21 protein-coding genes and 1 pseudogene are annotated in these 25,488 nt (G+C 62.9%); 14 read left to right on the top strand and 8 right to left on the bottom strand.

Going from position 1 to position 25,488, the window contains the following annotated elements:
- The 5 genes from ACN0S5_RS22655 to ACN0S5_RS22635 form a co-directional block, all read left to right on the top strand.
- Window positions 1-611 (top strand): histidinol dehydrogenase (locus ACN0S5_RS22655; protein ID WP_417211451.1); only part of this gene is annotated, 611 nt, incomplete at its 5' end.
- Window positions 541-921: a hypothetical protein gene (locus ACN0S5_RS22650; RefSeq protein WP_417211449.1), complete on the top strand. Its 381-nt coding sequence runs from the start codon at window positions 541-543 to the stop codon at window positions 919-921. The genes ACN0S5_RS22655 and ACN0S5_RS22650, both read left to right, overlap by 71 nt.
- A gap of 134 nt (window positions 922-1,055) precedes the next feature.
- Window positions 1,056-1,289, top strand: a complete 234-nt coding sequence (locus ACN0S5_RS22645) for a hypothetical protein (RefSeq protein WP_417211448.1) — start codon at window positions 1,056-1,058, stop codon at window positions 1,287-1,289.
- A 56-nt stretch (window positions 1,290-1,345) separates the two neighbouring features.
- Entirely contained in the window at window positions 1,346-1,528 is a 183-nt protein-coding gene (locus ACN0S5_RS22640; RefSeq protein WP_417211446.1) for an alpha/beta fold hydrolase, read from the top strand.
- Window positions 1,529-1,576: 48 nt separating this feature from the next.
- On the top strand, window positions 1,577-2,272 hold the full coding sequence (locus tag ACN0S5_RS22635; RefSeq protein ID WP_417211445.1) for an RraA family protein: 696 nt from the start codon (window positions 1,577-1,579) through the stop codon (window positions 2,270-2,272).
- 504 nt (window positions 2,273-2,776) lie between these two features.
- On the opposite strand, the gene ACN0S5_RS22630 is transcribed toward ACN0S5_RS22635, so the two are convergent.
- The 3 genes from ACN0S5_RS22630 to ACN0S5_RS22620 are packed head-to-tail and all read right to left on the bottom strand — an operon-like array spanning window position 2,777 to window position 4,719.
- Window positions 2,777-3,418, bottom strand: coding sequence for a DsbA family oxidoreductase (locus tag ACN0S5_RS22630; RefSeq protein ID WP_417211443.1), 642 nt, complete (start codon window positions 3,416-3,418; stop codon window positions 2,777-2,779).
- A gap of 4 nt (window positions 3,419-3,422) precedes the next feature.
- Entirely contained in the window at window positions 3,423-4,124 is a 702-nt protein-coding gene (locus tag ACN0S5_RS22625; RefSeq protein ID WP_417211442.1) for a glutathione S-transferase family protein, read from the bottom strand.
- Window positions 4,111-4,719: an NAD(P)H-dependent oxidoreductase gene (locus ACN0S5_RS22620; protein ID WP_417211441.1), complete on the bottom strand. Its 609-nt coding sequence runs from the start codon at window positions 4,717-4,719 to the stop codon at window positions 4,111-4,113. The genes ACN0S5_RS22625 and ACN0S5_RS22620 overlap by 14 nt, the downstream gene beginning before the upstream one ends.
- Before the next feature lie 131 nt (window positions 4,720-4,850).
- Between ACN0S5_RS22620 and ACN0S5_RS22615 the strand changes: the two genes are divergently transcribed.
- From ACN0S5_RS22615 to ACN0S5_RS22605, 3 genes are all read left to right on the top strand, one after another.
- Complete coding sequence (locus tag ACN0S5_RS22615) at window positions 4,851-5,222, top strand: winged helix-turn-helix transcriptional regulator (RefSeq protein WP_417211440.1); 372 nt, start codon at window positions 4,851-4,853, stop codon at window positions 5,220-5,222.
- A gap of 809 nt (window positions 5,223-6,031) precedes the next feature.
- A complete protein-coding gene (locus tag ACN0S5_RS22610) occupies window positions 6,032-9,850 on the top strand; it encodes a calcium-binding protein (protein ID WP_417211439.1) in 3,819 nt (1,272 codons plus the stop codon).
- Between the two features lie 343 nt (window positions 9,851-10,193).
- Window positions 10,194-15,002 carry a beta strand repeat-containing protein gene (locus tag ACN0S5_RS22605; protein WP_417211437.1) on the top strand — a complete coding sequence of 1,603 codons (4,809 nt, stop codon included), beginning with the start codon at window positions 10,194-10,196 and terminating at the stop codon, window positions 15,000-15,002.
- Window positions 15,003-15,136: 134 nt separating this feature from the next.
- On the opposite strand, the gene ACN0S5_RS22600 is transcribed toward ACN0S5_RS22605, so the two are convergent.
- The 3 genes from ACN0S5_RS22600 to ctlX are packed head-to-tail and all read right to left on the bottom strand — an operon-like array spanning window position 15,137 to window position 18,046.
- Window positions 15,137-16,186: an ornithine cyclodeaminase gene (locus tag ACN0S5_RS22600; protein WP_417211436.1), complete on the bottom strand. Its 1,050-nt coding sequence runs from the start codon at window positions 16,184-16,186 to the stop codon at window positions 15,137-15,139.
- A gap of 10 nt (window positions 16,187-16,196) precedes the next feature.
- On the bottom strand, window positions 16,197-17,126 hold the full coding sequence (rocF, locus tag ACN0S5_RS22595; RefSeq protein ID WP_417211435.1) for an arginase: 930 nt from the start codon (window positions 17,124-17,126) through the stop codon (window positions 16,197-16,199).
- Window positions 17,123-18,046 (bottom strand): citrulline utilization hydrolase CtlX, encoded by a 924-nt coding sequence (gene ctlX, locus ACN0S5_RS22590; RefSeq protein WP_417211434.1) that lies wholly within the window; start codon window positions 18,044-18,046, stop codon window positions 17,123-17,125. The genes rocF and ctlX overlap by 4 nt, the downstream gene beginning before the upstream one ends.
- A gap of 181 nt (window positions 18,047-18,227) precedes the next feature.
- Here ctlX and ACN0S5_RS22585 point away from each other — a divergent pair, with 181 nt between their 5' ends.
- A complete protein-coding gene (locus tag ACN0S5_RS22585; protein WP_417211433.1) occupies window positions 18,228-18,653 on the top strand; it encodes an Lrp/AsnC family transcriptional regulator in 426 nt (141 codons plus the stop codon).
- 204 nt (window positions 18,654-18,857) lie between these two features.
- On the opposite strand, the gene ACN0S5_RS22580 is transcribed toward ACN0S5_RS22585, so the two are convergent.
- Together ACN0S5_RS22580 and ACN0S5_RS22575 are read right to left on the bottom strand one after the other, a co-directional pair.
- On the bottom strand, window positions 18,858-19,241 hold the full coding sequence (locus ACN0S5_RS22580; RefSeq protein ID WP_417211432.1) for a nuclear transport factor 2 family protein: 384 nt from the start codon (window positions 19,239-19,241) through the stop codon (window positions 18,858-18,860).
- A gap of 117 nt (window positions 19,242-19,358) precedes the next feature.
- On the bottom strand, window positions 19,359-20,369 hold the full coding sequence (locus ACN0S5_RS22575) for an ester cyclase (protein ID WP_417211431.1): 1,011 nt from the start codon (window positions 20,367-20,369) through the stop codon (window positions 19,359-19,361).
- A gap of 153 nt (window positions 20,370-20,522) precedes the next feature.
- Between ACN0S5_RS22575 and ACN0S5_RS22570 the strand changes: the two genes are divergently transcribed.
- The 5 genes and pseudogenes from ACN0S5_RS22570 to ACN0S5_RS22550 form a co-directional block, all read left to right on the top strand.
- Complete coding sequence (locus ACN0S5_RS22570) at window positions 20,523-21,569, top strand: ABC transporter ATP-binding protein (RefSeq protein WP_417211430.1); 1,047 nt, start codon at window positions 20,523-20,525, stop codon at window positions 21,567-21,569.
- A gap of 77 nt (window positions 21,570-21,646) precedes the next feature.
- Complete coding sequence (locus tag ACN0S5_RS22565) at window positions 21,647-22,867, top strand: ABC transporter substrate-binding protein (RefSeq protein WP_417211428.1); 1,221 nt, start codon at window positions 21,647-21,649, stop codon at window positions 22,865-22,867.
- A gap of 86 nt (window positions 22,868-22,953) precedes the next feature.
- Complete coding sequence (locus ACN0S5_RS22560) at window positions 22,954-23,976, top strand: carbohydrate ABC transporter permease (RefSeq protein ID WP_417211427.1); 1,023 nt, start codon at window positions 22,954-22,956, stop codon at window positions 23,974-23,976.
- A 1-nt stretch (window position 23,977) separates the two neighbouring features.
- A complete protein-coding gene (locus ACN0S5_RS22555) occupies window positions 23,978-25,132 on the top strand; it encodes a carbohydrate ABC transporter permease (RefSeq protein WP_417211425.1) in 1,155 nt (384 codons plus the stop codon).
- Between the two features lie 129 nt (window positions 25,133-25,261).
- A pseudogene (locus ACN0S5_RS22550) lies at window positions 25,262-25,488 on the top strand (polyketide cyclase); the annotation flags it as partial.

The raw sequence follows: 25,488 nt of genomic DNA, 5'->3' as shown, positions 1-25,488 counted from the left end.
GCATTCAGGCGGTGGGCGCCATGGCCATCGGGACAGAGACCATCGACCCGGTTCACATGCTGGTCGGCCCCGGCAACGCCTTTGTCGCCGAGGCCAAGCGCCAGCTTTTCGGCCGCGTCGGCATCGACCTGTTCGGCGTGCCTGCTGATCGCCGCCCTGACGCGCTGTTCGTCACCAACGACCACATGGCCTTCGTCGCTGTGGATGTGATCCGTCACGAATTGGGTCTGAGCATCCCCGGCAACGTTTCCGTTGTAGGAATTGACGACGTGCCGCTGTCGGCTTGGCTGTCATACAACCTGACCACCCTGCGCCAGCGCGCCAAGCTGATGGTCGAGGAAACCGTCAAGGCGCTGCTCGCGCAGCCCGAGGACTACGCCCGCGACCTCATCGCCCGAGAGGGTGGGCCGGACGTTTGCGTGCCGCCGCTGACGCGCGCCAATGACGTTGTGGGGCCCTTACACCGGGTCGGGCAACCACAAGGCATGGGGTCAACGCCACGCGGATATCCTGACCCGGATCATGAGCGCGGATTTTACCGTGATCCCGGAGGCCTACGACCGTGGCGCAAACCTGTCCGGTCCCGGCGGGTTGGAGACGCTGCGTTTTGATGGCGCGGACCGGTTCTGGATTGGGCTGCGCGCGGCCTTTTCCAACGCCACATTCACCATCCACCACATGAACGGGCGCGAGGATCCGATGATGCCACCGCGCACGGCCATTCACAGGGGCTTGCATGGCAAGCATGAGGGCTGGGGGGCCTTGGGTACGCCAACGGGTGCAGAGGTCTATGTGCTTGGCATTCGCCACGCCGAATTTGGCGCAGTGGTTGGCGGGGCGCCGAAACTGCGTCGCGAATGGACCCTGTTCAATGAAACCGCGATCTGGAAGCAGATCCTTCTGAAGGCGGATGACTTGTGATGCCCACGCCCTCCGGGGTTCTGTGCCGTCGCCACGGCTTTCTCTCCAGCCGAAGGGCAGGGCGTCTGAACCTGCGGCCACCGGGGCAGGGGTCTTTCACCTTCTGACCCCAACTGAAACACAGGAGCAGTCGCATGGCACCCCAGACAATCGAACAACGGATTGTTCGCTACGGCGAGCGGCAAACGCCTGCACGTGTCGACCGCATCGCGCTGCTTGACACCACCCCTTTGGCCGAGGCCGACGCCGTCAAGACCCGGCGCGGCCCGCAGATCGACAAGGTCCGCGCGGGCCGCATGGCCAAGGTCATGCGCGACGAGATGAAGCCGAATTGCCTCGCGGATGGCCCGCGCAAACAGGCGTTGTAGGATCTTTGCATGGAGATGGCGCTGGACCTTGGGCCAGAGGTTTCATCCGGCAGTCCATGGCCCTGCGTGACCGCCCGGATCAGAGCGACACTTTGCGCGGTTTCGACCGACCGGCGCTGGTGCTGTGCGGGCGGCACGACGCTCTCTGCCTCGTGGCGCGTCACGAGTTGATGGCCGGTCTGCCGACGGGCGCGACACTTGCGATCATCGAGGGCGCAGGCCACATGACAATCCTGTAAAAAACCGAATGAGACAAACGCGGCGCTTGAGCGCTGGCTGGAGAGACCATGACACCCGATCTTTTGGACCTTCTGCGCAAGGTCGACACGCCCACCGTCTGCAACGCCATCGAGGTGGTCGAGGGCAAGCGCGGCTTTGATCACTTTACACGCGGAACAATGCTTTGCAGCGACCCGGACGCAGGCGCTGTCGTCGGTGTTGCGCGCACCGCGAAAATCGCCGCTGCCGCCCCGCCAGAGGAGGCGCCGGAGGTGATTAAGGCGCGGCGGATGGACTACTACCGCCACATGGCGAGCGGACCCCGGCCCGCTCTGGCGGTGGTCGAGGATATCGACGGCGCGAATGCCGTTGGCGCCTATTGGGGCGAGATCAACGCCACGGTGCACAAGGGTTTTGGTCTGGCGGGGGCGCTCACCAACGGCGTGATGCGAGACCTTGGCGACTTGCCCAAGGGTTTCCCGGTCATCGCCGGCTCCATTGGACCCAGCCACGCTTTCGTCCACGTGCGCGAGATTGGCACACCGGTCACGGTCTTCGGTTTGACCATCGCTGACGGCGATTTGGTTCACGCCGATCGCCACGGGGCGCTGGTGATCCCGCAAGACTACGTTGCCGAGCTGGGCGTGGCGATCACCAGGATGCAGGGCACCGAGGCCATCGTTTTGGAGGCTGCCCGCGCGCCGGGCTTCGATTTCGACGCGTTTGAGGCTGCCTGGACCGCATTTGAAAAGGCCCGAACCTAGCTGTTCGGATCCGGCCTCTTGTCAATCGGGTAGGGCAGCGCCCTGATGCGCGCGATGCTCACAGGATCAGCACCGGTGCGCCCAGTGTCTTGCCGGATTCGATGGCCTCATGTGCCTTGACCGCGTCCTTGAGCGGGTCGTCGTAGGTGATGTTGGCTTCCAGAATGCCCTCGCCGATGGCCTTGAACAGATCCCGACCGGTCCACGCTAGATCCGACCGATTGGCGACCTAATGCATGATCGCCGGTCGGGTGATGAACGGCGATCTCCGCCTTTCCAGATCCTGACTGATGTCCACCGGGTCGGGCGGGACCGGCCGGGGATGAGAAATTCCGTTACGGTGATGGGTGTCAGCATAGTTCACACCCACCGCCGTGTGCCACATGCGCGCCTCACCGGGTGTCGGGTCGGGTACTGCCAATCTTCCCAGTTCATGCAATTGGGCGGACCTTGATTGTGGATCACTTGTGCCTCGCTCATGGTCTCCTCGCTGAAATATGCGCGTCACACAGCGCCGATTTTCGCCAGATCTTGCAGGATGCGCCCGTAGGTTTCCTCACCCTGAGCGCCGGTCACGAGATGTTGGCGTTCAAAGATCATCGCCGGGACGCCGCTGATGCCGCGCGCGGTCCAGAACTGTTCTTTGTCACGGACGTCTTGCGCCTTTTCTCCGCTCTCCAGCATGACCTGCGCCGCATCGCGGTTGAGGCCGAGGCCCCCCGCCACATCCGCCAGCACATTTATGTCGTTGAGGTTCTCACGCCGGGTGAAGAAGGCGCGGAAGAGTGCGAGGTTCGCGACATGTGCGTGCCCCTGCTCCCCTGCCCAGTCGATCAGCTGGTGTGCGCGGAAGGTATTCACCATGCGCATGTCGTCGGCGTAGTTGAACTCGAACCCGAGCGCCGCGCCCATTGCGGTCAGGCGAGCGCGCGCCCTTTGCGCGTTCTCCGGGGTTGTACCGTACTTCGCCGCGAGATGTTCGCGCAGGTTCTCGCCGTCCTCGCTCATCTGCGGGTTCAGTTCGAACGGGTGCCAGTGCACGTCGATGCCGATCCCTGTTTCCTCAGACGCCTTGGCCAACTGGCTATAGCCGATTACACACCACGGACAGACCACGTCCGAAATGATTTCCACGCGAATACCCATCTCCTCACTCCTTGAATCGGGCGGCATTGGCCGCCGCCGCCGCCATGATGTCGCCCTTGCCGAAGGCCGAAGGGCGCGGCTCTGGCAATTGCAGGGCCTCCTGCACCTTCGGCATCGCATCGAGCCGGTCGAACCACGCTTGAAGGTTATGTAGCCCTTCAACCTCCACCGTCGCCCAGAAAAAACTGCGTGCCCAAGGGTAGGTGGCGATGTCGGCAATCGACATCTCACCACCCACAAGCCAATCGCGACCCTTGAGCCGCTTGTCCAGCACTTCCAGCAAGCGGCGGCTTTCGGTTACGTAGCGGTTGATGGCATAGGGCACTTCGTCGCCATTGGGCTTGGCGATGCGCTGAAAGTACATGGCCTGCCCCATGATCGGACCAATATGGCCGACCTGAAAGAACAGCCATTGCAGCGTCTCTGAGCGTTCCACCGGATCGGAGGACAGGAAGCGCCCGTATTTCTCGGCCAGATGCCACAGGATTGCGCCGCTTTCGAAGATCGCACGTTCCTCGGCCCGGTCCCAGATCGTGGGGATCTTGCCGTTCGGGTTCAGTTTCACGTAGTCGGGCGCGTGCTGCTCTTTCTTCGAGAAATCCACGTTGACCAACTCATAGTCGATCCCCGCCTCGTGCAGGAAGATGAGCGGCTTCCAGCCGTTCATCGTGTTGGCGGTGTAGAGGACGATATCAGGCCGCGACATTTTCGGCCTCGGCAAAAACGGCACCCAGATGGGCATCGAACCGGGCGAGATCGGCCGCGACGTCCGGGTTCTTCATCACGTCATGGGCCGAGAAGGTCGTCAGGGGCGTCATGCCAAAGAATTTCGCGTTCAGGTGCACGGGGCGCAGCAGATCGTCGACGCTCATGCCCTCGAAGAAAGGCTCTTCAGGGTCGTCGAAGGCTTCGCTTGGGGCGTTGAAGGTGGCCGAAAGCAGGTAGCGCGTGCCGGTCAGCGTGCCGCCCATGCCGTAATTCGCCTTGGGCGCCTCGGCGGTACGCCCGTCGCCCGCAGTCAGTCGACCGTCCATCCCGACGGTGTAGACCTCATCCATGTATTTCTTGAACGACCACGGCACTCCCATCCAGTTCACCGGGAACTGCATGATAACGGTGTCGGCCCAGCGGTGGCTTTCGACCTCGGCCTCGACGTCATAACCGTCGGCCACGGTCGTAATGCGCACCTCGTGGCCTTGCGCTTTCAGATGGTCTTTCGCCCGCTTGGCGAGAGCCGCGTTCAGCCCGCCGGGTGCAAATGCGTACGGCTGGGCGCCGTTCAGGATCAGGATCTTGCTCAACGTCTTCGTCCTTGTCTGTTCATTCCGGGCGGCTTGACACGCGGCCCGCTCGGGACGAAATTGGGTGCAGAGGGAACAAAGATCAACCAGTATACTTTTAGTAACCTGGTAAAGCGAAAAGGACCCATGCCGTGGATGCGAGAGTCGAAGAAGATGCCAAAGGTCGCAGACACGTCCATGACGCATGTGTCGAGCCCTGCGCCATCGAACGCGGGATGCGGATCATCGGCGGCAAATGGACCGGTTCGATCCTGTGGCACCTCAAGGACGGGCCGGTCCGGTTCAACGACCTTGCCCGCATGGTCGGTGGTGCTTCGAAAAAGATGATCACCGAACGGCTGCGCCAACTGGAAGAGCAGGGCCTCGTGACGCGTGAAGTCATGGATACCGCGCCGGTATCCGTGCAGTACCAGATCACCGAATTGGGCTGCACGGCGCTCGGGTTTCTCGACGAACTCAGGAAATGGAGCGAAAGCCTGCCCCAGGTTGTCTCCGATGCCTGACCTGCCGCGTCTGAAGCCGGACCCGGTCCCGGCCATTCCTGCGGTACCGGGATAGGCCGCAACGGGGGATTTGGCGGAGGTCTACGAGCGGACCAAGGCGAGCCTCGGGTTCCCTGGATGGGCGTTGTCGCAATGGCTTTCGCCCACAAGCCGCGCTTTTACAAACGCTCTGGTCGGCGCTGAAGCCCGTCATCGGCGCGGATGCTTTCATCCGCGCATGCCACGAACGGTGCGATCAGGCCGAAAGGGAAGCCGCCGCCCTTTCGCCGCCGTCTATTCCGGGACGAATCGGAAAAATGGGCGGTGATCAGCGCGAATTCGAGGAGATCCGAGCCTGCAATGAGATCATCTTGGCCGGAAACATGCCCTGACTTCTCATGGTGTCGCAGACATGCTCGGGCTGCCCTTCGTCAACACCGACTATCGCGCCTTCGCCCGCAAGCCGAGTTCTTCGCCCCAGGCTGGGCCGATCTGAAACGTGCCGTGGTCCGCGATGACGACGAGCATCACGTCACTCGGGTCCACAACCGTGCCGCCGCGCTGGCCATGGGTTTTCCGAACCCGACGGGGGGGTTCGTGCGACCCGCTACCGCGAGCGCCACAGGACCGGGAACAGCGTCGCCGACCCCAAGGACTGACGGCGCGTCGCAACACGTTGCGACAGATGCCCGGAGGTCTGCCTATCAGCCTGCGGCTTGCCGCCGTCGTCAGATTCCGGGTGTGAATCCTGACCCTGAACGGCCCGGCCCCAAATCTTGACCAATCTTGATAAATTGTGCATTATTCATGGGTTTTCAGGGGGCCACCCGATGGCATTCACTTTTTTGGAGAACTCTGACTATTTTTATCGCGTCGGCGATGAGTATTTCAAGATTGATGGGGAAGTCGACGCCCATTCCAATTCGAGCGGCACACAGATTTCCCCTGTTGTCGAAACTCTGAGCGATGGCAGATATATTATTGCCTGGATCGAGGCGGATAGTGGCCGGATCGCACATAGATATGTGAATGCTTCTGGTGACGCCATCGGAGGTGTTCACTACAACGACATTCCATTTGGAAACACCATATTCGGGGAGCTTGCAATTGCGCCGCTCGGCAATGGCGGATTCAGAATGGCGGCGACCTTTGTCAATGCCAGTAATACTGCCGCAGCCGTACAATGGGCTGAATTCTCCGCTTCGGGCGATCAGGTGCGGGATTGGCAGGTCAGCAGTCAATCTGTGAACAGCGGAGCTCAGGCCGCGCCGACTTTTATTGATCTGGGGAACGGTCGATCGCTTCTGGCCTGGTCGAATTTCGAATCTCTCGCGTTCTTGAGTTCCGGCGATCCATTCCAGGTCTTCGACGGGAATCTCTACGGTAACATCCTTGGTGCCGACGGCACCACTGTCACCGGCGCATTCCAGCTCAATAACCTGAATTACGGATTGGCGACGGGCAGCGCGGCGGCCAATTTGGGGAACGGTTATTTCGTTGTTGCCTGGCACGACATCGGAACCAATCCGCAGGCCGACGAAATGTCGATCAAGATGCAGATCTTCAACCAGAACGGAATAAAGGTTGGTTCCGAGATCGTGGTGAACTCGACCTACGCCAACAATCAGAGCAATCCGGAAATTTCGAGCCTTGGAGATGGCCGCTTTGTTGTGGTCTGGCAGGACGCCAGTTTCGACAGCGGCGTAGACGCGCGGTGGGACGTCCGGGCACAGGTCTTTCAATACCCTCCGCCGAACGATCCGAATGAACCCTTCCTGAGCGGAAGCATCCGTATCGGCGGAGAAATTCTGGTCAATGCGAATTTCACACCGGGGACCCAACGCGATCCGGCCGTCGCACCATTTGGCGATGACGCGTTTATCGTGACCTGGACCGATGAAAGCGGTCTGGTCGCGGATCCATCGACCGGGGTCGTCGGACAAATCATCACCAACAATGGCATCCGCATCGGCCAGCCATTCGGCGTCAACAGCGTTCTGGCCGGGCCGCAGGAGGCCTCGAAGGCAGCGGGACTGGGCAGCAACGCGCTTGTCGCATGGATGACAACCGATCCCGGCGGCGACAGCGATATCGCTTATCAGTTTTTTCACGCACACCCGGCAGAAAAGCGGTTGACGCCGGGGTCCGCGACCGCGGTGATCGGCACCGAGGGGTCGTCCACGACGGTGACCGCCACCGATCTCATCGACATGGGCGACGGCACGTTTCTTTGGGCGGAACTGGCCAGCGACAACACGCTGCGCACAGCTCGGATTGACCGGTTCGACCTCGAAGGTTTCCTGCAATTCGGCACGTTTGCAAAATCGGTGGCAGGAACAGTCCCCAACCTGTCGGGAACCACAACGCTGACCTACTCGGACATGCGGTTGCAGCACGGTCCCGATGGCGTGCTCTTCATCATTCTCGAAAGTGACGCCGGCAATACCTACTTCGTCCGAATGGATCAGGCGGACAGCGCCGGCGAAGTGCATTTGCTGGTGCCGTCACCGCCTGTGGGCGTGAACTCCAACATCGATCTCCTTTTGCCGGTGGGCACCCGGACCAACGATGTGGAGGCGCTTTTTTCACAGTACCACACCGCCGGGCAATCAACCCATGTCCAGTCGATTTTCTATTCCGACCGGTTTATTCTGAAAAGCAGTCTCCCCGGTGTACTATCGCTTCAGGAGAACGGAGTCCCGGCGGACCAAGTCGATTTTTATCTTTTGAAAGACGACGACACGACAACCGACAGGGTCTTTGCCATAGGCGTCTATCCACCGGATGGCGCAGGCACACAGACCGTCAATTTCTTCGATTTCGAAGTGTCCTACAACGATAACGGAAGTGCCAGTTACAGCAACGTAGAAGTTCTTTTGATGGACAGCGCGACTGGCGCGCCGCAAATGTCGGTCGCGGATATCGAGGATTTGGATTTCTATCGGGTCGGGGTTCTTGTCACGACCGCCACCCCAGCGGGGGGGATGGGCGAGATCGGCATTCACATTGTCGATTACGAAAGACGGATCGTTAACTACATCTACCGAGATCCAAGTTCCGTCCATATTGCCGATATTCAGGGTGTCGGCGTGGAAACCGTGGCCCCCCAGATCGCGCGGATCAGCGATTCCCAGGTTGTCGTTGTCTGGTTCGAACTGGTGGCAAATGTTCCGCAAATCCTGATGCAGCGTTTTGACATTAACGGCACAAGGATCGGTCCCGAGGTTCAGGTGGCCACCGATGTGGGGCTCGATCTGGAACTGGATGTTTCGATTCTCTACGACGGTTACTTTCCCGACAATACCAATCTTCTGGCGTCATCCATCCTTGTCGAATACGTCGACAGTGCCGGGGACAGACGTGTGCGTCACCTGACATATGAAGAGTTTCAGGGGCTTCCTGCCGCGGACCCGGCCACGCCGACCTATGGCCCGGATTTTCTGGTCGGCGGTGCTGCGGCGGATGTCATTGCGGGTCTTGGCGGCAATGACACGATTCTCGGCAACGCTGGCAACGATACGCTCACCGGAGGCGGCGGCGACGACGAGATATCCGGCGGGCTCGGGGCGGATTCACTGGACGGCTCGCCCGGCGGCAGCGACACCCTTGATTATTCCGATGCCACCGGTGTTGTGAACGTCAGGCTTTGGAATAACACGGTTGTCTCCGCTGACCCCCTGGCCAGTGGCGACACCATCCTGAATTTCGAGAATGTGACGACCGGCGCGGGCGGGGATCTGCTTTCAGGCAACCACCAAGGCAACGTGCTGTCCGGCAACGATGGCAATGACTCGCTCTTCGGCAATGGCGGGATGGACATCCTGTATGGTGGCAACGGCCTCGATCTGCTCGATGGCGGCCTGAACGATGACAGACTTCTGGGCGGCGCGGATGCGGACCGGCTACAGGGCGGCGCGGGCAACGATACCCTGGATGGCGGCAGCGGCAACGATACGCTGATCGGGGGCACCGGGGACGACCGTCTGGTCGGCAATATCGGGACCGAATTGCTCGACGGATCGCCCGGCGGCAGCGACACGCTGGATTATTCGAATGCCACGGGGGGGCTGACCCTCCGGATCTGGAACAACACGGTGGTTGGCGATCCGATCGCCAACGGCGACACGATCCTGAACTTTGAGAATGCCGCGACCGGGTCGGGCAACGATCTTCTGGCCGGAAACTTCCAGAACAACGTGCTGGCCGGCAATGGCGGCAACGATTCCATCTACGGCTATGGCGGGGCGGACGTGCTTGTGGGCGGCAGCGGGACGGATGTGATCCGGGGCGGGATCGGAAACGACACGATCTCTGGCGGTCTCGGGCTTGATTACCTCTCCGGGGAAGCGGACGCCGATGTCTTTCTGTTCGAAACTGCCGCCGAGGCGGGGATCGGGGCACAGCGGGACCAGGTCATGGATTTCGTGCGCGGCGTGGACCTGATCGACGTTTCGGGGATGGTGGCAGGCGTCTTCGCTTTCCGAGGAACTGCGGCCTTCGCCTCTTCTGGCGCTCCGGAACTGAGACTGTTTGAGACCGCTACCGGCTCGACCATTGTGCAGGTCGATGTGGATGGAAACGGTGCCATCGACGCAGAGATACGGGTGGCGAATGTTGTCGGCCTGACGGCGAGCGACTTCGTTTTGTGACACTCTCGACCCGCTGCGCGGCGTCGCCTCACGCCACCGCGCAGGTAAGGCCTGCGACATTGATATATTCGGGGCTTGGACATGCCAACACCGGTTGGTGCCCAGGCCTTTCGGCACGGGCCTGGGGCCGACCGATCCGTGGCGCTGGCGTGCAGGCCGGGCGGCCTTTTGGCTTTGATGCGCGCTATGATCCTGACCGTCGGGGTCGGGCGGCATGTGCCGGTGGAACCTTGACCGGTTTTGGCAGGCTGTTACGGTCAGGGGCTTTTTAGGCGGAACACCGTTGCCCGGGGCCATCTCCAAGCGGGGTCTTTCGTGACTCGCTTGGCAAGAGGGCCTTTTCATGACGATCTTCACAGTCTCCAATCTCAACGATTCCGGTGCCGGAAGCCTGCGTGACGCGATTTCACAGGCCGAGGCGTCCCCCGGCGCGGACCAGATCGTGTTTCAGAGCGGCATTTCGGGTGATCTGCGGCTGACCAGCGGCGAATTGGCGATCACCACGGAGATCTCTATCGATGGCGACACGAGTGGCGACGGGCAGGCCGACATCGTCATCACCGGCGATGCCAACGGCGACGACCTGACCCTGACCGGCGGCCTTGGCCATACACTCACCGATGCGTTCGGTAACCAGAATTTCGGCGACAATTCCGGCATTTTCGCGGTTTCGGGCAGTGCGGCGGCCCTCACCCTGTCACACCTTGTGCTGACCGGCGGCGTCGCGGCCGAAGGCGGTGCCGTCAGCGGAGACGGGATCACCGACGTCGTGATCGCGGACAGCCTCATCAGCGGCAACAAGGCCGATCGGTCCGGGGGAGGGATTGGTGTTCGTGGCGGAACCCTGACGGTGAACGACAGCACGATCTCGGGCAACGCCACGGGGCTGGATGGCGGCGGCGTGTTCGCTGTGGCCACCTCGGTGTTCCTGAACGGCGCGACCATCTCCGGCAACGTCGCGGGCGACGATGGCGGCGGCGTAAGGCTGGGCGGCGGTGCCCTTTCGATGACCGGGACAGTGGTGACTGGCAACCATGCCGCCGTTGATGGTGGCGGGATGCATCTGACTTCCTTTGGACAGATCTCCGCGTCCACGATCAGTGGCAACACGTCGGGCCATTCCGGCGGCGGAGTTCACGCGAACAACGGGTTGGACCTGATCGACAGCACCGTCCGGAACAATTCGGCGGATTTCGAGGGTGGCGGCCTGTCACTGGCCGGGGACGCCACAATCACCGGCTCGGAGATTCTGGAAAACACCGTTGCGCAGGACTTCATCGACGCTGGCCAAGGCGGCGGGATCGCGCACGACGGCTTATTGAATACACTGACGATTCAGTCATCCCGGATCGCCGGCAATGCGGTCTTTGGCACGGGGGGCGGCATCCACATCGTCGGCTCCTCTCTCAACGTGACGGATAGCGAAGTCTCCGGAAACCTCGCATCCGGTGCCATAGCCGGTGGCGGCGGGATATTCGCAATCGGAGAGGTTGTCGTTTCCCGGTCGACGGTCACAGGGAATGTCGTGTCGGGCAGATCGTCCGGCGACGCACTGGGGGGCGGTATCTTTGTAACCTCCAAGGCCGATGAAAATACCGGCGGAGGGGAGCCGACGCCTGCGCCCGAGGGGGAAGAGGCTGTCGAGGGTTTCGGACTAATCGCGGCCTTTGGCTTTGCCGATATTCTTGCGGCCATAGAAAACGCCGCGATCGACGGATCGCTCACCCTGATCCAGTCAACCGTGTCGGACAACGCGGTGCGCGGCCTCAATGCCTTTGGCGGCGGCATCGCCTTGGGGGATGCCCCGGCGACCATCGTGTCCTCGACAATTTCGGGCAACCGTGTCGACGCGGTCGAGGTGGGCGGCGCGGGGGGTGTGTTCGGCGCGGCGGATTTCATCAATGCGACGGTGCACGGGAACAGTGCCGTGGGGGGCGGGTTTGCCTTTGCGGGGGCCGTGGCCCTTACAGGCCCGTCGACGATCCTGAACAGCACCTTCACCGGCAACGCGGCCCCGGACGGTGAATCCATTTACGTTCAGACCGGGGCCACAACCTCCTTCGGAAACACGATCCTGCTGGGCAACGGCGCGGCGGGCGACGTCGACGCAAGCGATCCGGCGGACATCCTCAACCTCGGCGGCAATGTCCTGTCCAGCGGTGCAGCCGCGCTGGTCGGTGTGGCGAACAATGTCACCGGGGTCGATGCGGGCAGCGCGTTCAACAGTCTGGCCCGGTTCACCCTCGCCGGTGAAGAGGTGCTGACCGGGCTATTGGCCGACAATGGCGGGCCTGTGCAGACCGTCGCCATCCACACCATGGGCACGGCGCGGGATTCCGGTCTGGCCAGCGCGATCCCGCAGGATTTCTTTGACCTCGACGGAGACAACGACCTTGCGGAAAACCTGCCGCATGACGCGCGGGGAGACGGTCGGGCGGTGTCGATCTTCACCGGGCTTGCGGGCACCGCCGATGCCGGTGCCTTTGAGGCGCAGGGGCCGCTCCTGCGGTTCGAGGGCGCGCTGCTGGACGGCAACGAGACGATCATCCTCCCGTCCAGTTCGGTCAACGGCACGCTGGTGCTGGACGTGGCGGCCACGGACGGCGCGGGCGGCTCCGAGGACAGCGGCATCACCTACAGCATAGCAGGCGGCAATCCCAACATCGACGGTGACGGAACCCCGGCCTTTGCCATCGACCCGGCCACCGGCGTGCTCAGTGTCGCGGATTCAGGTGACTTGCAGCCCGCCGCGCTGGCCGGCACCGTCGACCTTGTGATTGCGGCCAGCGCCGGTGGCGTGACCCGCAGTGCGACGGTTTCTGTCCTGCTTGACAGCCCGCTCTGGCTGTCGGTGTTCGGGACGCCGCCGTTCCTGTCGTCGCTGGGGCGGTTCAACACCCTTCAGGCGGCGTTCGACGCCGCGCCCGGCGGCAGCCCGATTCCCGGCGGCGGCTCTGTCCGGGTCGATGTGGCCACCTCGATTCCGTCCAGCGCCTTTGCCACGGTGACGTCCGACAACCTGCTTTTCAACGTCGGGGCCATCACCGACAGCAGGTTCAACCTGGCTCTGGCGAACGGCATCCAGAACCTTACGCAGTTTGGCGGCGGTCAGGTCACTCTGACCGGCAATTCGGAAGACAACATTCTGTCCGGCGGCTATCTCGCCACCATTCTCTACGGTCTGGGCGGCAATGACACGCTGATCGGGCGGGAAGGGGACGATGCCCTTATTGGCGGGACCGGCGCCGATGACATGCGCGGAGGGGCCGACAACGATTTCTACGCGGTCGACGATCCGGGCGACATCGTGACCGAACTTGCCGACGAAGGCATCGACACGATTTCGACGGCGCTTGATGACTTTCTTCTTCCGGACCACGTGGAAACGCTCGTTCTGGGGAACGGTGTTCAACGGGCCTTTGGCAACGCCCTGAACAACGTGATCCGGATGAGCCCCAGCGACACGGCAGGCCAGATCATCGACGGTGGCGGTGGTCGGGACACCATGACCGGCGGGCAAGGCGACGACATCTACATCGTGGACAATGCGCTGGACACGGTGATCGAGACCGCGGGCCAGGGGATTGACGCGGTGCAGGCCTCGGTGAGTTTCGACCTGTCCGTCCAGGCAGACCATGTCGAACAGTTGCGCCTGACCGGAACCGCCGACAACCAGGGACGCGGAAATGCCGGGCACAACCTTTTGCTTGGGAACGCCGGTCACAACCTTCTGGAAGGTCTCGACGGCGACGACACGATATTTGGCGGCGGCGGCAACGACAGCCTTGTCGGTGGGGCCGACAACGACCTGCTGCGCGGCGATGGCGGCGACGATATCTTCAATGGTGGCGGCGGGATCAATACCGCGGCCTTTCAGGGCGCAATCGACACCACGGTCGATCTGGGAACAATGGCACCGCAGGCCACCGGCCATGGCAACGACGTGCTGGTCGGCATCCAGAACGTCATCTCGGGCGGCGGCAACGATCATCTGGCAGGCAACAGCGCGCCGAACCTGCTGAACGCGGGCGGTGGCAACGATATTCTGCTGGGCGGTGCGGGCAACGACACACTGACAGGTGCCGCCGGGAACGACCTGCTGCGCGGCGACGGCGGCGACGATGTCCTGAACGGTGGGTCCGGACGGGACACGGCGGTGTTTCAGGGGCTCGCCGATACAACCGTCAATCTCAACCTCGCCACGGCGCAGGCCACTGGCCATGGCAATGATGCCCTGACCGGTGTCGAGAACGTCACCACGGCGGGTGGCAATGACCATCTTGCGGGCAACAGCGCGGCAAACCGGCTGGACGGAGGGGCCGGGAATGATGTGCTGTTGGGCGGTGCCGGGAACGACTCATTGGTGGGTGGGGAAGGCAACGATCTTCTGCGCGGTGATGGCGGTGACGATGTTTTCAACGGCGGTGGCGGCATCGACACGGCGGTCTTTCAGGGGGCCATCGACACGACGGTCGACCTCGGTACAAGTGCGGCACAGGCGACGGGGCATGGCAACGATGTGCTGGTCGGCATTCAGAACGTGAATTCGGGGGCGGGCAACGATCACCTCTTTGGCAATAGCGCGGCCAATGTCCTGAGCAGCGGCGGTGGCGCGGACCTGCTGCGCGGTGGGGCGGGGAACGACACGCTGCGCGCCGGATCGGGGAACGATCAACTGGTGGGGCAGGGCGGGAGCGACTCCCTTTTGGGCGAGGGCGGAGACGACACGATTGATGGCGGTGCCGGATCGGACCGCCTGTTTGGCGGTGCCGACAATGACGTCCTGCGTGGCGGAGACGGCGAAGACATGCTGGCAGGTGGCCCCGGACTGGACGTCCTGACCGGGGGCAACGACGCGGATGTTTTTGTCTTTGCCTCGGCAGGCGACGCAGGGCTTGGGGCCTTGCGTGACCAGATCCTCGACTTCGAGACGGGCGTGGATCTGATCGACGTCGCGGTGATGGTGCCGGGCGCAATCGGGTTCCGTGGCACCAGCGCCTTCGCGCCCTCGGGGAATGCCGAGTTGCGGCTGTTCGAAACCCCCTCGGGGTCGACGATTGTTCAACTGGATACCAATGGCGACGGCACGGTAGACGCCGAGATCCGGGTGGCGGGGGTGATCGGTCTGACGGCGGGCGACTTTGTCCTGTGACAGGCGCGGCCATCAACGCTTGGCCGAAACGCAGGTCAAAACATTACCCGTCGCATGTCCAGCGCCCGCGCCCGCACCCGGCCCAAGGGGGGCGCGCAAAACGGGAACGCGACCAGCGCGCGTTCCCGATCCGGTCAGGTCTTGGCCCGCTGGAGCATCCCGAACAGGTCGCGCGGGTCGTCGGGGTCAGCGATCATGTCCAGATTGGCGAAGAACTCTGTGCCCTCGATGGCGGCCAGAACATAGGACAGCGCGCTGAAATCCTCGATGGCAAAGCCGACGCTGTCGAACAGGGTGATCTGCCGCGCCGCCGTCCGGCCCGGCACCTGACCGGAAATGACCTGCCACAGCTCTGTCACCGCGTGGTCGGGGTCAAGCTGCTGAATCTCGCCCTCGACACGGGTCTGCGGCGGGTACTCCACAAAGATCTCCGAGCGTAACAGGATGTCGCGGTGCAGTTCCGTCTTGCCGGGGCAGTCGCCGCCGATGGCGTTGATGTGCACGCCCGAGCCGACCATGTTGTCGGTCAGGATGGTGGCATATTGCTTGTCGGCGGTGCAGGTGGTGATGATATCGGCCCCCTCCAGCGCCTCTTCGGCGCTGCGGCAGGCCACAACCGTCAGACCGCGCTGGGCAAGGTTGGCCGCGCAGCGGTCCGTCGCCGCCGGGTCGATGTCATACAGGCGCACGGTGTCGATGTCGCAGATCGCCTTGAAGGCGATGCACTGGAATTCCGATTGCGCGCCGTTGCCGATCATGGCCATGGTCTTGGCCCCCTTTGGGGCCAGATGTTTCGCCGCCATGGCAGAGGTTGCCGCCGTGCGCAGCGCGGTCAGCAGGGTCATCTCGCTCAGCAGCTTGGGATAGCCGGTATCGACATCCGCCAAGAGGCCAAAGGCGGTCACGGTCTGCAACCCGTCCTTCATGTTCTTGGGGTGGCCGTTGACGTATTTGAACCCGTACATCTCACCGTCCGAGGTCGGCATCAGTTCGATCACGCCGACGTCGGAATGCGACGCGACGCGCGGCGTCTTGTCGAACAGCTCCCAGCGGCGAAAGTCGGCCTCGATCCGGGAGGCGAGGTCGGTCAGGACCGTTTCGATCCCAAGGTGATGCACAAGGCGCATCATGTTCTCGACAGAGACAAACGGCACATAGGCCAGTTCAGAGGGCAGGGGGGACATGGTCAGTCTTTCAATAGCTGCGGGTGGGGCGGTCAAGCACTTGCCGACCGAACAGGCTGGCAGTCAGGTCCAGCATCAGCCGGGCGGTGAGGCCGCGGATATCCAGAAAGGGGTTCAGTTCGACAAGGTCGAGCGAGGTGACAAGCCCGCTGTCGTGCAGGATCTCCATCGCCAGATGCGCCTCTCGAAAGGTCGCCCCGCCGGGAACGGTGGTGCCGACGGCGGGCGCGATCTCGGGGTCGATGAAATCCACGTCAAGGCTGACGTGCAACAGGCCATTGGCGGCGGCGACGCGGTCAAGGAATTCCTTCAGCAGGGCCGCGATTCCTTGCTCGTCGATGGCGCGCATGTCATGGGCGGTCACGTCCGAAGCGCGCAGCAGGTCACGTTCGACCCCGTCCACAGAGCGCAGCCCGATGATGCAGACGTTGTGCGGGTCGATGCTGGCGGGCAGGGGGCCGCCCAACATACAGTCGAACCCCTCCAGCCCGCAGGCAAAGGCCAGCGGCGTGCCGTGCAGATTGCCGCTGGGCGAGGATTCAAGCGTGTTGAAATCCGCGTGGGCGTCGAGCCAGAGCACAAATTGCGGACGGCCCAGGTCCGCGGCGGCGGCGGCGTGGCCCGTGACCGTGCCCATGGACAGGGCATGATCGCCGCCCATGTAGATCGGCAAGGCCGGTCCGCGCGCCAGATCCTGCGCGTGGCGGTGCAGGCTGCGGGTCCACCCCGCGACGGTCGGCAGCGCCTTGAGATGGGGATGGGGGGCGTCGATGGGGCCGGTGTCCTCCGGCACGGCGTCGCCAAGGTCGGTCACGGTGTGGCCAAGTGCGCGCAGGTCCTCGGCCAGTCCGGCGGTGCGGTAGGCCGCCGGTCCCATGGCGCAGCCACGGCGTCCGGCACCGGCCTCGATGGGCGCTCCCAAAAGCACGATATCGGTCATTGCATCACTCCTGTTCTGGTGTCTTGAGCCGCCGGTCGGGCGCTCAGGTGCAGCCCCGCGATCATGCAGCGAACCGACCCGCCCGCCAATTCAATGGTCGGAATATCGAGTGGCACTAGCCTGACATGCGTTTCAAGGCGCGCCCGCTGGCCCGCGTCGAGGGCGTTCCGCGCCCGAGAGGACAGGGCAAGGACGGGGCCATCCGTCCCGTGCAGTTCTATTGCGTTCCCGGCGAATGCGGCGATCTGGTCATGGGTGAGGTCGATCACGTCACGCCCGCCCCGGCGCAGACGGTCTGCCACGTCGCGGCGGCGGGCCACATCGGGGATGGTGTCCAATCCGATCAGCGCGAAATCGGTGCCGATGCACATCAGGACATTGGTGTGATAGATCGGCTGCCCGCCCGCATCGACGGCGTCAAAGACGATGGGCTCATAGTTGAAATGGGTGCAAAACCGTTCCATCAGGATCTCGCTGGTGCGGCGCGAGCGGGCGGCATAGGCGACGCGTTCCAGATGGTCGATCACCATCGCGCCGGTGCCTTCGAGGAACAGACCGTCCTGTTCCAGCCCGGAATAATCAATGATGTCCTGCACGCGGTACTGCTGCTTGAGCAGGTCCAGAACGTCCTGACGACGCTCGGCCCGGCGATTGGGCGAATACATCGGATAAACCGCCACATGGCCCCCCGCATGGGTGGAGAACCAGTTGTTCGGAAAGACCGAATCCGGCGTTTCGCGGCCCGTATCCTCGAACAGGTGGACGTGGACGCCGGCGCGGCGCAAATCCTCTGCCGCCTGTGTGACCTCGTCATGGGCCGCCTGCGCAACGGTTTCCGCGTCGTGCTCCGCAGGCTGCGACTGAAAGTGGTTGTCGCGCGCCGTTTGCGCGTTTGGGGTAAAATGGTGGGGCCGGATCATGACAACCGATCCGGGCGCTTGGAGCGAAGATTTCGGCATGGCGTGGGGTCCATTCTTGCAGGCGAAGGCAACGTGAAGCTGAGGGCAGGCTAGAGGGCGCGCTTGCCGATTTGCATTGTCTTGTTGATGTTTTTGCCTCCTAACTTTATGCAATTTGATAAACACAATAGCGCAAAATGATATGCAGCTCTTTGATGACCTTGATAAACGGCTGATCGCCATCCTGCGCGAGGACGGGCGCGCGCCGGTGTCCAAACTGGCCACAGTGCTGGGTGTCACGCGGGCGACGGTGCAGAACCGGCTGGATCGCCTGATCGACAGCGGCGCTGTGCTGGGCTTTACCATCCGCGCGCGTGAGGAATACGGCCCGGATGTGGTGCGCGCCATCATGATGATCGAGGTGTCGGGCCAGTCCACCACCCGCGTGATCCGCAGCCTGCGGGGGATCGCGGCCCTGCGTCAATTGCATTCGACCAATGGCAAATGGGATCTGGTGGCGGAACTCAGCGCCGAGAGTCTGGCGGATTTCGACCGGGTGCTGCGCGACGTGCGCGGCATTCCGGGGATCACCAACAGCGAAACCTCGATCTTGTTGAGTTCGGTCTGAGGGGGGATCGGTTCGGTGGCTCAGGGCAGCGGCAGACCCACGAATGCCCTGCGCCGGTCGAGGGCCAGCATGGCCCGAACGCCTGGCCCCGGCGGGGCCGGATCGTGGCGCGCGATGCGCCGGTGATGGCGTCGGACGCCTTGGCAACACCGGCCAACCATCAGGCCGCCCCAGCCCGGTTGCGGCGGTTCGCCCGGCGACCGGTCAGAACATCCCGTTTTCGTTTGCGCTGGACTTTGGCAGTTCCTGCAAGACATCCCAATGCTCGACGATCTTGCCTGCCGCATCGTGCCGGAAGATGTCGATGCCCGCGTATTCCAGTCCACCGGGCCAGATCTGGTGGCAATGCAATATGACGTGGTCGCCCTCTGCAAAGGCCCGTTTCACCTCGACCCGTTTGCCGGGGTACTCGGCGGCCATGCGTTCGAAATAGTCGATGAACCCCTGTTTGCCGCTGGCGACATGCGGATTGTGCTGGATGTAGTCGTCGCCCGCATACCGCTCGATCGCGGCGGCGGGTTGGCACGCGTTGAACATCATCTCGTAAAAGGCGATGGTGTCGCGCTTCATGGTATCGAGGTCAGGCATCCTGCGGCTCCTGTAGGTGTCCGGCACATCGCATTTCATCGCCTCGACGGGCCGACATGCCGTCGTGTCCGGCTCCGTTGGTTCATGTGCCCCCCCCGGTGGCGATTGCGTCGGCGGTCAGGCGCAAATTTCGTCCCGCATTCGGGCAAGAACGTCAACACCCTGCATCTGCCAGAAGTGCAGCAGGTCGATGTAGATCCAGTTTTCGGCCAGCTTGTCGCCCGCGCGGCGATAGATGTCGATCACCCGGAATTCTCCCGCCTTGCCGGTGGCGGGCATGCCCATGAATCCGCCAGTCGGCTCTGCGGTGAAGTTCGGCCAGCCGAAGAAGCCGCCGTAATGCCCCTCGGCCATGCGGCAGAGGTGCCGGGTCTTGGACCGGTTGGTGAACCCGGCGCGAAACGGTGCCGAATGCTGTTTGGCATAGCGTTCGATCGTATAGCTGGCCCCGATCCCGGCAGGACCCCACCAGATCATGTCGTCGTGCCACGTCCGGGCCAGTTCCTCTTCCAGTGGCAGCCCGCCCTGCCATTGGCCAAGGTCGGAAATCATCGCTTCGATCACCCGAAGCGTCTCTTGGCCCACCTGCGGCGTTTGCGGGTCATACAGCAGACCGTCGTGGGTCATCGGACCGGGCTGCACCAGATGGGCGGCGGTCTGGGGCGGAAACGGGGCCAGTCCGGCCTGCATCATCAAATGCGGGATATCGAAATACATCGCCGTTTCGGTGATTGTGCCGCCGTCGACGCGGTGAAAGGCGCAGTAGCGCAGAAAGGCCATCCTTTGGGTCTGCGGGATGCCCAGCCACGGCGCATCGAACAGCCCCATCAGGTGTCCGCAGGACGCCACCCAAACACCGCCCGTGTCCTCGATCGTATTCCGACCCGCAAAGAAGATGTCCAACCGCCGCTGCATCCGGGTCAGCGACCGGCGCAGCGGGCGCCAGAACTGCTCGGCCACGGCGTCGGGGCCATGGAGTTCACCGAAGGGATGAAAGCCGCGCCATAGCAGATCGGGCGCGCAATAGCGCGCCATGACGGCCGGCAGGTCCGCCTCCGTCGCGGTGTCGAGCGCGCTGTAATAGTCGCGCACCACCTGCTTTTCACTCTGGAAATCCACGTCTGTCATCGCTTGGTCACTTTTTGGTTCGGATTTTTGTGCCTGCATTTCGGGCGGTTGTCCGTCATTTTGCAAGCGTATGCAGAAATATGTTGCCAGATGCGTTTCCGAGAGTCTATCAATTTTGCAAGCGTATGCAAATTTGATTCCCAGGAGGGAACGATGGCCGAAATCCAGCTTCGAAACGTGGGGAAACGGTGGGGGAGCTTCGTGGGCGTCAAGAACTTTGACCTTACGATATCCGACCGGGAGTTCCTTGTTCTGCTGGGCCCGTCGGGCTGTGGCAAGACCACGACGATGCGGATGATCGCGGGGCTTGAGGACGTCACCGACGGCGACATCCTGATCGACGGCAAGGTCGTCAATGACCTTGAGCCCAAGGACCGCGACGTGGCCATGGTGTTCCAGAGCTACGCGCTGTACCCCAACATGAACGTCTATGAGAACATCCGCTTTCCGCTGAAGGTGCGGGGAATTGATCCTTCGACCCACGATGAAAAGGTGCGCCGCGCCTCCGCGATGGTTGAACTGGACGAATTCCTGCACCGCAAACCCGCCGAGCTGTCCGGTGGGCAGCGGCAGCGGGTGGCGCTGGCCCGTGCCATCGTGCGCGAACCCAACGTCTTTCTGATGGATGAGCCGCTGTCGAACCTCGACGCCAAGCTGCGCGTCTCGACACGGGCGCAGATCAAGAACCTCAGCCACGAACTGGCCGTGACCACGATCTATGTCACCCATGACCAGATCGAGGCGATGACGCTGGCGGACCGCGTCGTCGTGATGAAAAAGGGCATCGTCCAGCAGGTCGGCAGCCCGACCGAGATCTATGACAAGCCGGCCAACACCTTTGTCGCGGGGTTCATCGGCTCACCTGCCATGAACCTGATCGACGGCAAGATCGAAAACGGCGCCTTTGTCGCCCAGCACACCCGGATCGAGGGCGTCGGCCTGCCGGACGGGCCGGTGACGCTGGGCTTTCGGGCCGAAGATGCGGGGATCGCGCCAACGGGCCAGATCACCGCACCGATCTACACGCTGGAACTGTTGGGCGACGCGACGATGGTGTCGGTACGCATCGGCGGCGCGCTGGTCAGCGTCAAGGCCGACAAGACGTTCCGCGCCGAGATTGCTGATACGATCTCGATCTCGGTGCCCAAGGAAATCTGTCACTTCTTCGAAGCTGGAAGCGGTGAGCGGATCGGGGAGTGACCCCGACAGATCGCCCGAAAGGGCAGACAATCGGTCCGATCGTCGACGGCGGACCGGATCCACAGGGAGAGAAGAACATGAAACTCAAGACCATCTTGCTGGCCGGCGCCATGTCCGCGGCCATGTCCGCTGCCGCGACCGTGGCCGGGGCCGAATGCGGCTTTGAAAACACCGTGCCGATCAAATCGCTGTCCGCCGGGTTCGAGGCGTGGAAAGCCGTGACCGACGCCATGGCCGAATGCGGCGAATTCTCGGCCTCGCTGGATCAGGAATTTCGCGAAAAGCAGCCAGAGGCCTTTGCCGCCGATCCCGCCCTTTATCAGATTGGCGGCGTCGCCAACGCCACCATGATCCCGCTGCTGAACGCGGGCACGATCCGTCCGCTGGACGATCTGGTGGCCAAATACGGTCAGAACCTGACGCCGAACCAACTGATCAAGGTCGATGGCACCACCTACGCCGTGGCCATGATGGTCAACGCACAACACCTGATGTACCGCGAGGACATCCTGACCGATCTCGGCATCGCCGTGCCCACCACCTACGCAGAGGTGCTGGAGGCTGCGGCCAAGATCAAGGAAGCGGGCGTTGTCGACTACCCGCTGGGCGGCACCTTCAAGACCGGCTGGAACCTTGGTGAGGAATTCATCAACATGTATCTGGGCGAGGGCGGCCAGTTTGTAGGCGAAGGCAACTTGCCCACGATCAACAACCCGGCCGGTGTCCGCGCGCTCGAAACCCTGAAGGCGCTGACAGAGTATATGGATCCGGAATATCTGGTGTCCGACTCCACCTACGTGCAGCAGCAGTTCCAGCAGGGCAAGATCGCCATGGCCAACCTCTGGGCCAGCCGCGCGGCTGCCATGGACGATGCCGCCGAAAGCATGGTGGTGGGCAAGGTCGTGATGGCCGCCGCCCCGATGGGCTCGGCGCGCCCGGCGTCCTCGCTGTGGTGGGACGGCATCGTTCTGGCCACCAACATGACCGATGAACAGGCCGACGCCGCGTTCCGCCTCGCGATGGAAGGCATCGACGAGGAGATGGTCAAGGCCAACAACGACGCGGCCGTCTGGCTGGTGCCGGGCTACACGCCGGGCAAGCTGGCCGCCGGGGCCGCCGCAACCGCCGCCGCGGGGGCCGCGCCTTACCCGGCCTCCGGTCCGATGGGCATCATGCACACCGAACTGGGCAATGGTCTGTCCGCTTATCTGACCGGCGCCAAGGACGCGCAGACCACGCTGGCCGACATCGAAGCGGCCTATATCACCGCCGCCAAAGAGGCCGGGCTGGTCAAGTAATCCGCCATCGCGAAGGAGAGGGGGCCCCCTCTCCTTCGCCACCCTCCCCCGATGCCACTCTGTCGGCCCCTCTGAAAGGTAGAGCCATGAACTTCAGGACATTTGCCGCCTTCGTCGGGCCATCCGTCTTCATGATGATGCTGTTCATCGCCTTCCCGCTGATCAGCGTCTTTTCCCAAAGTTTCTATGTCACCCAGCCGATCTATGAGACCGTCACGACAGAGACCTGCACCCCCGGTTTCCTGACCCAGACCTGCGTGACCGAGGAAAAGTCGATCCCCAAACTGGGCGAAGATGGCAAGATCATCCACCAGACAAAGTTCGTCGGCCTGCAAAGCTATCGCAACGTGCTGGAGCTGGAGCGCGCATGGGACGCGCTGAGCCAGGGCAGTTGGCGGGCCTTTCAGTCCATCGACTTCTGGAAGGCGCTGCGCTTTACCCTCACCTTCACCCTGATCACCCTGCCCATCGTGATTGTCGCGGGGCTGGCCATCGCTGTCATGATCAACGGGGCCTCCAAGGCGGTGCGCGGGCCGGTGATCTTTGTCTCTTTGCTGCCCTTCATCATCACGCCGGTGATTGGGGCGCTGTCGATCAACTGGCTGTTTCGCGGTGACGGCATCCTGACCGCCGGTCTGGAATACTGGCTGTCGCGCGATATCGCCATGTTCGCACAGGCCTGGACCATCGAGGTGCTGATGATGTTCTACCGCGTCTGGCACGTCGCGCCCTTTGCGGCCATCGTGTTTTACGCAGGACTTCAGACCGTGAACAGCGACAGCCTTGAAAGCGCGGTGATCGACGGGGCGTCACGCTGGCAACGCCTGCGCTATATCGTGATCCCGCATCTGATGCCGCTGATCGTCTTCGTGTCGATGATCCACCTGATGGACAGTTACCGCGTGTTCGAAGAGGTCGTCGGCTTTTCCAGCCAGGGCCACGTGATTTCTCTGCAATGGCTGACCTATGATTTCCTTGTGCCCGATCAGGCCGGCAACCGCTCGATCAGCCGCGCCTCGGCCAGCGCCATGCTCACCATGATCGGGATCGCGATCCTGCTTGTCCCGCTCCTGCGCCGCACATGGCGCGACCACTCCGGAGGTCACTGAGATGTCCACCCGTGCCATGCGTCAGCCTCTGGGCCTGAAACTCACCTCGTCCGGCTTCCTCGCCCTGTGGTGCCTGATCGCCGCCTTCCCGATCTTCTGGATCGCGGTCATGAGCTTCAAGACCCCGGTCGATGCCTTTGACGCCAACCCGCTGAACGTGATCTTTGGCCCGGAAACGCGGGCGCGCGGGAACGGTCTGTCGGTCTTTGACATCCTGATGGGCATTGCGGTGCTCTGGGGGACCTACCGTCTGGCCGCCAAGGTCCTGCCCGGCATGGTCCGCAGCTACAGCCCCCAGGGTGGCCAGTGGATCGGCTGGGGTGTGGGCGTCCTTGTTCTGGCGGTCGGTTTTCTGGCGGTGTTTTTCGGCGTCCTGCCTGCACTGACAGGCGCGCTGAACCCGGTGCTGGGACCGCTGGGCCGCGACGTGATCGGGCTGACCACTGAGCATTACCAGACCGTCTGGGTGGATCGCGGCTTTTCCAACAACTTCAAGAACTCGCTGGTGGTGACGGTGGGGGTGGTGACGGTCTCGCTGACCGTCGGCACGCTGGCGGGCTACGGGCTGGCCCGGTCCGGCTCGGCGCTGGCCTTCTGGATCCTGATTGTCGCGCTGATCTTTCGCGCCCTGCCGCATTCGGTGCTGGTGGCGGGCTATCTGCCGGTCTTCATCAACTCGGCCGAGTGGCTGTCGCCGATCCTCGGGGACAACGCGCCGACCCTGTATGGCAAGCCCTGGGCGGTGATTGCAGTGCTTGTGGCGATCAACCAGCCGTTCACCATCTGGATGCTGCGCAGCTTCTTTCAGAACATCCCGTCGGAACTGGACGAGGCGGCGCGCGTCGACGGCTGCAATCACTTTCAGGCCTTTCGCCGCGTCATCATGCCGGTGATGTGGCCGGGGGTGATCACCACCGGGCTGTTCAGCTTTCTGCTGGCCTACAATGACTTCCTCGTGACCTCGCTGCTGCTGGACGCGCAGAACCAGACCATGGTTCCGGCCATCGCCGGCATGTTCAACCGCGAGACGACAACGACGGATCAGGTGGTCGCCGTGGCCGCCGCCGTGTCGATCACCGCGCCGCTGTTCCTGCTGGTCATGATCTTCCAGCGCCAGATCGTCAGCGGCCTGACCGCCGGGGCGGTGAAAGGATGAGTTCGCAGGCGCGCCACGGTGCCGTCTCGCGCCACCCGGCCCTCAACCGGCTGCCGCGCGATTTCCTGACCCATCGGATGTTTCCCGAAACATGAAACAACCGATGGATTTTTGGAAAGGAAAAGAGAGATGCAAGGCACACGACCCGAACAGGCGGTTCTGACCCGCGACACCGACATGACCAGGACCGACGAGACCCGCCGGGTGATCGAGGGCATGGTGGATGGCCTGAACGACCACCGCATCGACGATATCGGTGAGTTCTTCGCGCAGGGGTTCCGCTGGATGGGCAATCAGGGCTGCGGCACCAAGACCGGGCTGAAGGAATTCCAGGACAACTGGCAGCGGCCGTTCCA

Origin of the sequence: Antarctobacter sp. (assembly GCF_048262615.1) — a bacterium.
Taxonomy (GTDB): Bacteria; Pseudomonadota; Alphaproteobacteria; order Rhodobacterales; family Rhodobacteraceae; genus Antarctobacter.
Note: the sequence above shows the minus strand (reverse complement) of the source record. Positions and strands in the feature narration are given on the sequence as shown.